Origin of the sequence: Vibrio sp. 1751, from assembly GCF_033339895.1 — a bacterium.
In the GTDB taxonomy this organism is placed as follows: domain Bacteria; phylum Pseudomonadota; class Gammaproteobacteria; order Enterobacterales; family Vibrionaceae; genus Vibrio; species Vibrio alginolyticus.
The window spans coordinates 1-8125 of record NZ_JAWOVM010000130.1 but is presented as its reverse complement, the minus strand read 5'-3'; the positions used below and the strand labels follow the sequence as shown (position 1 = coordinate 8125).

General features: G+C 46.3%; 5 protein-coding genes. 1 reads left to right on the top strand and 4 read right to left on the bottom strand.

Going from position 1 to position 8125, the window contains the following annotated elements:
* Nucleotides 1-282: 282 nt before the first annotated feature.
* Nucleotides 283-2502: a GTP diphosphokinase gene (relA, locus tag R7041_RS21845; protein WP_005380915.1), complete on the bottom strand. Its 2220-nt coding sequence runs from the start codon at nucleotides 2500-2502 to the stop codon at nucleotides 283-285.
* Nucleotides 2503-2625: 123 nt separating this feature from the next.
* Entirely contained in the window at nucleotides 2626-3945 is a 1320-nt protein-coding gene (gene rlmD / locus R7041_RS21840; RefSeq protein ID WP_205461131.1) for a 23S rRNA (uracil(1939)-C(5))-methyltransferase RlmD, read from the bottom strand.
* Between the two features lie 192 nt (nucleotides 3946-4137).
* Here rlmD and barA point away from each other — a divergent pair, with 192 nt between their 5' ends.
* Nucleotides 4138-6936, top strand: a complete 2799-nt coding sequence (gene barA, locus R7041_RS21835) for a two-component sensor histidine kinase BarA (protein WP_033907441.1) — start codon at nucleotides 4138-4140, stop codon at nucleotides 6934-6936.
* A gap of 69 nt (nucleotides 6937-7005) precedes the next feature.
* On the opposite strand, the gene acpS is transcribed toward barA, so the two are convergent.
* Complete coding sequence (gene acpS / locus R7041_RS21830) at nucleotides 7006-7386, bottom strand: holo-ACP synthase (protein WP_005380927.1); 381 nt, start codon at nucleotides 7384-7386, stop codon at nucleotides 7006-7008.
* A gap of 10 nt (nucleotides 7387-7396) precedes the next feature.
* A partial coding sequence (gene pdxJ, locus R7041_RS21825; protein ID WP_318115970.1) for a pyridoxine 5'-phosphate synthase occupies nucleotides 7397-8125 on the bottom strand: 729 nt, incomplete at its 5' end.

Genomic DNA, 8125 nt, shown 5'->3' with positions numbered 1-8125 from the left:
TATATTTTCTCAGCAGCTTTCACTAAGTAATTGTTACTTTGACAAGGCAACAAGTTTTCGCGACTCCTGAGCATAGCCTACTATGTGATGCCCCTGAGCCGGCACGTCGGAATAAGTGCAGCTAACGCAGATAAAAAGCCAAATATGACGCAAGTGTAACTCTGTAAATAGTTGAAGTTGTAGCTAGGCGACAAACAAACGAGACTCCTGAGCATGGTTCACCATGTGATGGAGCGAGTGCGTGCAGTCAACAACGCTACAACGATAACTATGACGAGAGTTTTAGCCGAGGCGTTTCACCGTCATGACATCCTTGATCTGTTCCACACGTTTCGAAACCCGCGAAAGCACCTCAATATTGGTGACTTCTAGGTCAAAGTCCATGATGGCAAGTTGACGTCTGTAGTCGACTCGGTTCTTCATACTGGTCACTTTGATCTTTTCGTTGGCGAACAGTGTCGTAATGTCTTTGAGTAGACCACCTCGCTCCATCGCTTCAACACGCACGGTGAGGATGTATGACCCCACAAAGCCGCTGCCCCAGACTGTATCGATGATGCGCTCTGGCGCATGATGGCGCAGTTCTTCTAGCTGTTCACAGTCACTACGGTGTACTGAAATCCCACGACCTTGCGTTATGTAACCAGAGATATCGTCACCTGGAATTGGCTGACAGCAACGTGCTAGATGTGTCATTAGGTTATCGACGCCTTCTACTACAACTGCGTCTTTTTTCGGTCGGCTTTGCGCGGGTGATTTATGCTCAGCTTCTTGCAGTTTTTCCAGTGCTTGCTGATCTTCTTCCTCTGCCGTTGGCTTGTTAACTAACGCGTTGATATGGTTAATTATTTGGTTGATACGCAAATCACCGCTACCTACACCAACATACAATTCATCTGGTGTTTTGACGTTAAACCGCTTGAGGGCGTAATGCTCTGCATCTTTTAACGTTGCGCCAATTTTGGCTAACTCATGCTCAAGGATTTCACGACCTGCTTCAAGGTTCTTCTCACGGCTTTGTTTTCGGAACCAGGCGTTAATTTTGGCACGCGCACGACCAGAATGAACGAAGCCTAATGATGGGTTTAACCAGTCACGTGATGGGTTAGGTTCTTTCTGAGTGATAATCTCGACTTGGTCACCCATATGTAATTTATGCGTGAACGGCACAATACGACCTCCGACTTTGGCACCGATACAACGGTGTCCCACTTCGGAGTGAATGTGATAGGCAAAATCTAGCGGCGTTGCCCCCATTGGCAAATCGACAACATCACCACGTGGTGTAAAGGCATAAACACGGTCATCAAAGACTTGGCTACGCAGCTCATCGAGCATTTCGCCAGAGTCAGACATTTCTTCTTGCCAATCCAATAGCTTACGCAGCCACGTGATCTTCTCATCATAACCGCTTCGGCTGCTTGCCCCTTCTTTATATTTCCAGTGCGCGGCAACACCCAGCTCCGACTCTTCATGCATTTGCTTGGTACGAATCTGGATCTCGATGGTTTTGCCTTCTGGCCCTAGAATTACGGTGTGGATCGATTGATAACCGTTTGGTTTAGGGTTAGCAACGTAGTCATCAAACTCGCTCGGTAGGTGCTTGTATTTGGTGTGAACTACACCCAAAGCCGCGTAACAGTCTTGCAGTTTGTCTGCGATGATACGTACTGCTCGAACATCAAACAGCTCATCAAAGGCCAAACTCTTCTTCTGCATTTTTCGCCAAATGCTGTAGATGTGCTTAGGTCGACCACTCACTTCGGCATTGATGCCCGACACTTCCATTTCGTGCGTGAGGTCTTCAACAAAGTCTTTGATGTACTGTTCACGAACGATGCGTCGCTCAGAAAGCTGCTTGGCAATTTGTTTGTAAGTTTCCGGCTGTTGGTAGCGGAAAGCGTAATCTTCAATTTCCCATTTCAGCTGACCGATGCCTAATCGGTTTGCTAGCGGCGCATAGATGTTGGCACACTCTTTTGCCGCCGCACGTCGAACTTCATCAGGCGCTTTTTTAACTTCAATAAGGTTACAAATTCGCTCCGCGAGCTTGATAACTACGCAGCGGAAGTCATCCACCATGGCAAGCAGCATGCGGCGTACGTTATCTACCTGAGATGACGCTGCACTGCCTTCCATGTTGACGTTGAGTTGGCCAATAGCAGCCATTTCTTCAACGCCGTCGATTAATTTTATGATTTCTTTGCTGTATTTCTCTTCCAGAATTTCTCTGTTAAAAGCACCACTTGAAACCAAAGGAAACAGTTGAGCAGCCACTAAAGTGGCTTGATCCATAGACAAGGTGATCAAAATTTCGATCATTTCTCGTCCACGCCACAACAACAGCTCCGCTTGCTCGTTATCAGCCAATACCGTCTGGCAATCTCGATATACTTCGATTAAGCGTGAGGCTGTGTTTTTCTCTTGTCCTAGGCTAGCCACCCAGTTTTCGAGTTCAAACTGTTCATCTTGGTTTAAATGCGCGCTTCTTACCGCAACCATCTCATCATCCTAATTATTATATTCGTGTGGTTTGACTAACACCGTCCAGGTTAGTTCTTTTTACCGCGCGTACACGCTGGCTTTATGACCACCCACCACAAATAAGGGGTCAAAGTCCTAAAGTTAGGACTTTTCAAACAATGCCATCGATTCTAGATGACTGGTATGAGGGAACATATCCAGCATACCTAATTTCGTTAATTTATAGCCTTGCTCTATCAAGCTTTGACTATCCCTAGCAAGGGTAGCAGGATTACAAGAAACATAAACTACACGCTGTGCGCCAAGCTCAGAAACTTGATCGATGATCCCACTCGCTCCCGCGCGTGCCGGGTCTAATAATACTTTATCAAACCGCTCTGCGGCCCAGGCTTGGCCTTCAAAATCTTGCTCAAGGTTAGCGTGATAAAATTGCGCGTTATTGATTTGGTTCAAAGATGCATTGTTTGTGGCTTTTTCTACCATCTCTGCAACACCCTCTACTCCAACCACGTACTTAGCTAATTTCGCAACTGGTAAACTAAAGTTGCCTAAACCACAGAACAAATCTAACACTCGGTCACTCTTTTGTGGGTCTAACCACTCAACCGCTTGTTTGACCATTTGTTGGTTTACACCTTGGTTTACTTGAATAAAGTTATTTGGTGCAAAAGGGATTTTCACTCCAACTTCTTGATAAAAAGGCATATCGCCTTCGATAAGGTCTAATTGTTCTGTCGATGGCATTAAGTACAACGATGCGCCATGACGTTTTGCCAACTCCGTTAGAGATTGAGTTTCACTCGTTGTCAGAGCGCTCAAGTGGCGCAGCGTAATACACGGACCATTATCACCAAGTACCAGCTCTACATGACCCAATTGTTCCGGCTTTTTGAACGCTTTTAGGGCTGAGTAAATCTCTGGCAGCAAAACATTCAGTTCCGGTGCCAGCACTGGGCAATCGGTCACTTGCGCAATTTGCTTACTCTGCTTTTTACGGAAACCAAAATGTAGCTGACGTGTTCTTTTATCAACAAACAAGCTCACTCTCGCACGGCGACGGTAGGCCTGCGAATATCCCAATAACGGGGCATCTAGTTCAATGTCACTGCCTGAAAATTTTCGCATTAGCTGACGCAACGTTTGCTGTTTGTACGTCAATTGTTGGTCATAATCTAGATGCTGCAAATCACAGCCACCGCACTCATGATAATGTGGGCAAAATGGCTCCACACGAGCTTCACTCGGCTTAAGGATTTTAATCAACTTACCGCGAGCGTATTTGCTCTTTTCTTCCACCAATTGAGTGACCACCTCCTCACCCGGCAGTGCTCCATCAATAAACAATGGCTTCTTTTTGAGGTAAGCAATGCCTGCGCCGTGGTGATCTAAACGCTCTACTTGCACTGCTTGGTGCCGAGTATTGAGTTGGGTTTTCTTTTTCGGTTGAAAGATGCGTGCCATGCTCTATGCCTGATTTATGTGTAATTGCTCTTCGGCTTCACTATTCTTGATTGCAGCCGTTGTGTGATTCGAGTGACTTGATTATGCTTACCGTTTATTCGGTGACGTCACTTCTTTGCTCAAGGCTTTATCGTGCGCTTGAGAAATAATGCGTTATTTTCCCATATCCAGACTCCGATGTAATTAGATAACATGACCAGATATGGCTTACGAGCACGTGTAATTACACTAACTCTCGCTCCCACTCTCATTATTGGTTTATTACTGAGCGGCTTTTTCTCATTTAACCGCTACCAAGACCTTGAGAAACAAGTTATCACCACTGGTAACAGCATTATTGAGCCGCTGGCGATTGCCAGTGAAACTCATCTACTATCAGAAAGCCGAGAGGCGGTACGTCGCTTGATAAGCTACGCGCACCGCAAAAACTCCAAACTGGTTCGTAGTATCGCGGTATTTGATGAACATCATGAGCTCTTTGTGACCTCTAACTTTCATCCTAATTTTGAAGCCTTGATGTTTCCCAAAGATAAACCGATCCCGCAACTGGGTAATTCGGAAATCTACGAAAACTCACTGATATTGCGTGTCCCCATTTTGTCAGAAGGTCACTACTTAGCGGAGTTGTCGAACGAAAGCCAAGGCACAAAAGCGATTGGTTACATCGCCGTCGAGTTAGATCTCTCCTCCTTGAGGCTGCAACAGTATCAAGAAGTCTTCTCTGCTTTTTTAGTTCTGGTTCTCGGTCTTGGCTTAGCAAGTGTGTTTGCTTCACGTCTAATGCACGATGTGACCCAACCTATCACCCACATGAAGAATGTCGTTGACCGCATTCGCCGTGGTCATCTGGATGTGCGTATCGAAGGCAAAATGCACGGGGAGTTAGACCAGCTAAAAAATGGCATCAACGCCATGGCGGTATCGTTATCAGAATATCACGTGGAGATGCAGCACAGTATAGACCAAGCCACGTCCGACTTACGTGAAACGCTTGAGCAGCTAGAAATTCAGAACGTTGAGTTGGATATCGCGAAGAAACGCGCGCAAGAAGCGGCCAGGGTTAAGTCAGAGTTCTTGGCAAACATGTCGCACGAGCTGCGTACTCCGCTCAATGGGGTGATTGGCTTTACTCGTCAAATGCTTAAAACGCAGCTTTCTAACAGCCAAACGGATTACCTACAGACGATTGAGAAATCGGCGAACAACCTGCTGAATATCATCAATGACATTCTCGACTTCTCGAAACTTGAAGCGGGTAAGCTGGCGCTGGAAAACATTCCTTTTGATTTCCGAGAAAGTTTAGAAGAGGTAATTAACCTACAAGCCACAAGTGCACATGAGAAAGGGTTAGAAATCACCCTAAAAGTGGACCCTAAAATTCCACCGGGTTTAGTTGGGGATCCACTACGTATTCAGCAAATTTTGACGAACTTAGTCGGTAACTCAATCAAGTTTACCGAGCGAGGCAACATTGATGTTAGCGTAGAAATGCGCTCTCAATCAGGAGACTCCGTCGAACTGCAATTCATGGTGCGTGATACCGGTATTGGTATCTCTGAGCGTCAGCAAGCGCAGTTGTTCCAAGCCTTTAGCCAAGCAGATGCAAGTATTTCACGTCGTTACGGCGGTACTGGTCTTGGTCTGGTTATCACTCAGAAACTGGTGAGCCAGATGGGCGGCGAAATCAGTTTAACCAGCCGTCTACACCAAGGTTCAACCTTCTGGTTTACGGTGCGCTTGCACTCAACCGAGATGCCAATGAGCGAACTGATTGAAGTGGAACTTCTGACTGGGAAGCAGTTACTGCTGATTGAACCAAACATGCAAGCCGCGTCCGTAACCCAACAGATTCTAAGTCAGGAGGGTATTTTAGTAACCTACCGCTCTTCGCTACCAAACAACGAAGAACAATATGATTATGTACTGTTGAATTTAGCGGCCAACCAGACTCACGATGCGGAAGTTATTACACCTTGGATAGAACAAGCGAAACGCATGGCTCCGAGTGTTCTCCTAGGGACACCGAGTACCGAATTGGCGCTTGCGGACCAAATAATGACAGAGCATCACGTCCAGTGCCTGACGAAACCATTGTCTCGCCGTAAGTTGCTACAAAGCCTGATTAGCGAACATGTAGAATCGCCACCGGTATTAAGCGCTCCAATTACGCCAAGCGAAGGGGACCGTTTACCTCTCACTGTACTAGCAGTGGATGACAACCCTGCAAACTTGAAGCTGATCTCTGCACTGCTCCGCGAACGAGTAGAAACCGTCACCGCCTGTAGCAATGGCCAGCAAGCGGTGAACCTGGCGACAGAGAAAAAGTACGATTTAATCTTCATGGATATTCAAATGCCACAAATGGATGGGGTGACCGCTTGTAAGCACATTAAAGAGTTGGAGCTAAATAAAGACACGCCAGTGATTGCGGTAACGGCACATGCCATGGCAGGGGAACGAGACCGCTTGCTCTCGGCAGGAATGGATGACTACTTGACCAAACCTATTGAAGAGCATGTGCTACAACAGGTTTTGGTTCACTGGAACCCAAATGCTTGTACAGAGAGCATTGGCAAAGTCGCCCCTTCATACGTTGATGAACCTGAAGGAAGCGCACCACAATCCGTTTCTTCGCCTCAGCAGGATGTGATTATTGATTGGCAAGCAGCCTTGAAACAGAGCGCGAATAAAGAGGATCTCGCTAAAGACATGCTACGCATGTTGATTGAGTTCATCCCTGAAGTAGAAGCAGTCGTTGACCAAGCTCTGGAGCAAGAAGATATCTCTCGTGATGACCTAATTCATGTCATCCATAAGCTGCACGGCAGTAGTTCATATTGTGGCGTTCCAAGGCTGAAATCACTCTGTGCGACGCTTGAGCAAGCACTGCGCTCAGGGATCAGTCTTGAGGAGGTTGAGCCTGAAATGTTCGAGCTGCAAGATGAAATGATTAAAGTAACAACAACCGCAAAGTTATACCTTGAACAGTGATCTATTGAAGAGAAACAAAAGCCAGAGCAAATGCTCTGGCTTTTTAGTATTTTGTTTAAGACTTACAAGCTAGGATTCAAAAATGACCGTCGCCACAGCGTAATGACGCTCATCGGAAATGGACAGGTGAATGTGGTTAACACCCATCGCATCCGCTATTTGCTTGGCTGTGCCCGTCAATGCGAGTACTGGTTTTCCAAGCTCATCGTTCGAGATGGAAAAGTCGTGAAACGTGACTCCTTTTGCGATCCCTGTCCCCAATGCTTTTGAGGCAGCTTCTTTAACAGCAAAGCGCTTAGCAAGATAACGACCTTGCAGCTTAAGCTGTGAGAATTTGGCCATTTCTTCTTCTGAAAGAATCCGCTGAGCAAAAGGTTCACCACTACGAGCTAACGCTTTTTCAATACGCTCAATTTCTGCAATGTCGGTCCCTAACCCTATAATCGCCATCTAGATAGCCCTATGACTGGCGAGCCTCAATCATCAATGCTTTCATGTCAGCAACCGCTTTATTTAAACCATCAAATACCGCGCGACCAATGATTGAGTGACCAATGTTGAGTTCGTAAATTTCTGGTAATGCAGCAATTGGTGCGACATTGTGATAAGTCAGGCCATGCCCGGCATTAACAATAATACCTAGATCATGTGCATAACTAGCACCAGCGGCAATCTTCTTCAGTTCAGCTTGTTGCTCGTCTTCTGTCGTCGCATCTGCATAATGGCCAGTATGTAGCTCAATAAACGGAGCGCCACACTTTTTCGCAGCTTCAATCTGTTGACGGTCAGCATCAATAAAGAGCGAAACTTTGATGCCTGCATCTGTCAGCTTTTTCGTCGCAGCTTTAATTTTTTCAAGCTGCCCTACTACATCTAAGCCACCTTCCGTCGTCAGTTCTTCACGCTTTTCAGGCACTAAACACACAAACTCTGGTTTAGTTTGCAGCGCAATCTCAACCATTTCGTCCGTCACTGCCATCTCTAGATTCATACGCGTTTGAATGGTTTCACGCAGAATACGTACATCACGATCCAAAATATGGCGACGGTCTTCACGTAAGTGGATAGTGATACCGTCCGCGCCTGCACGCTCAGCAATTTCAGCAGCGTGAACAGGATCTGGGTATTTTGTACCACGTGCATTACGTAGAGTGGCAATATGGTCGATATTGACGCCTAAATAAATTGA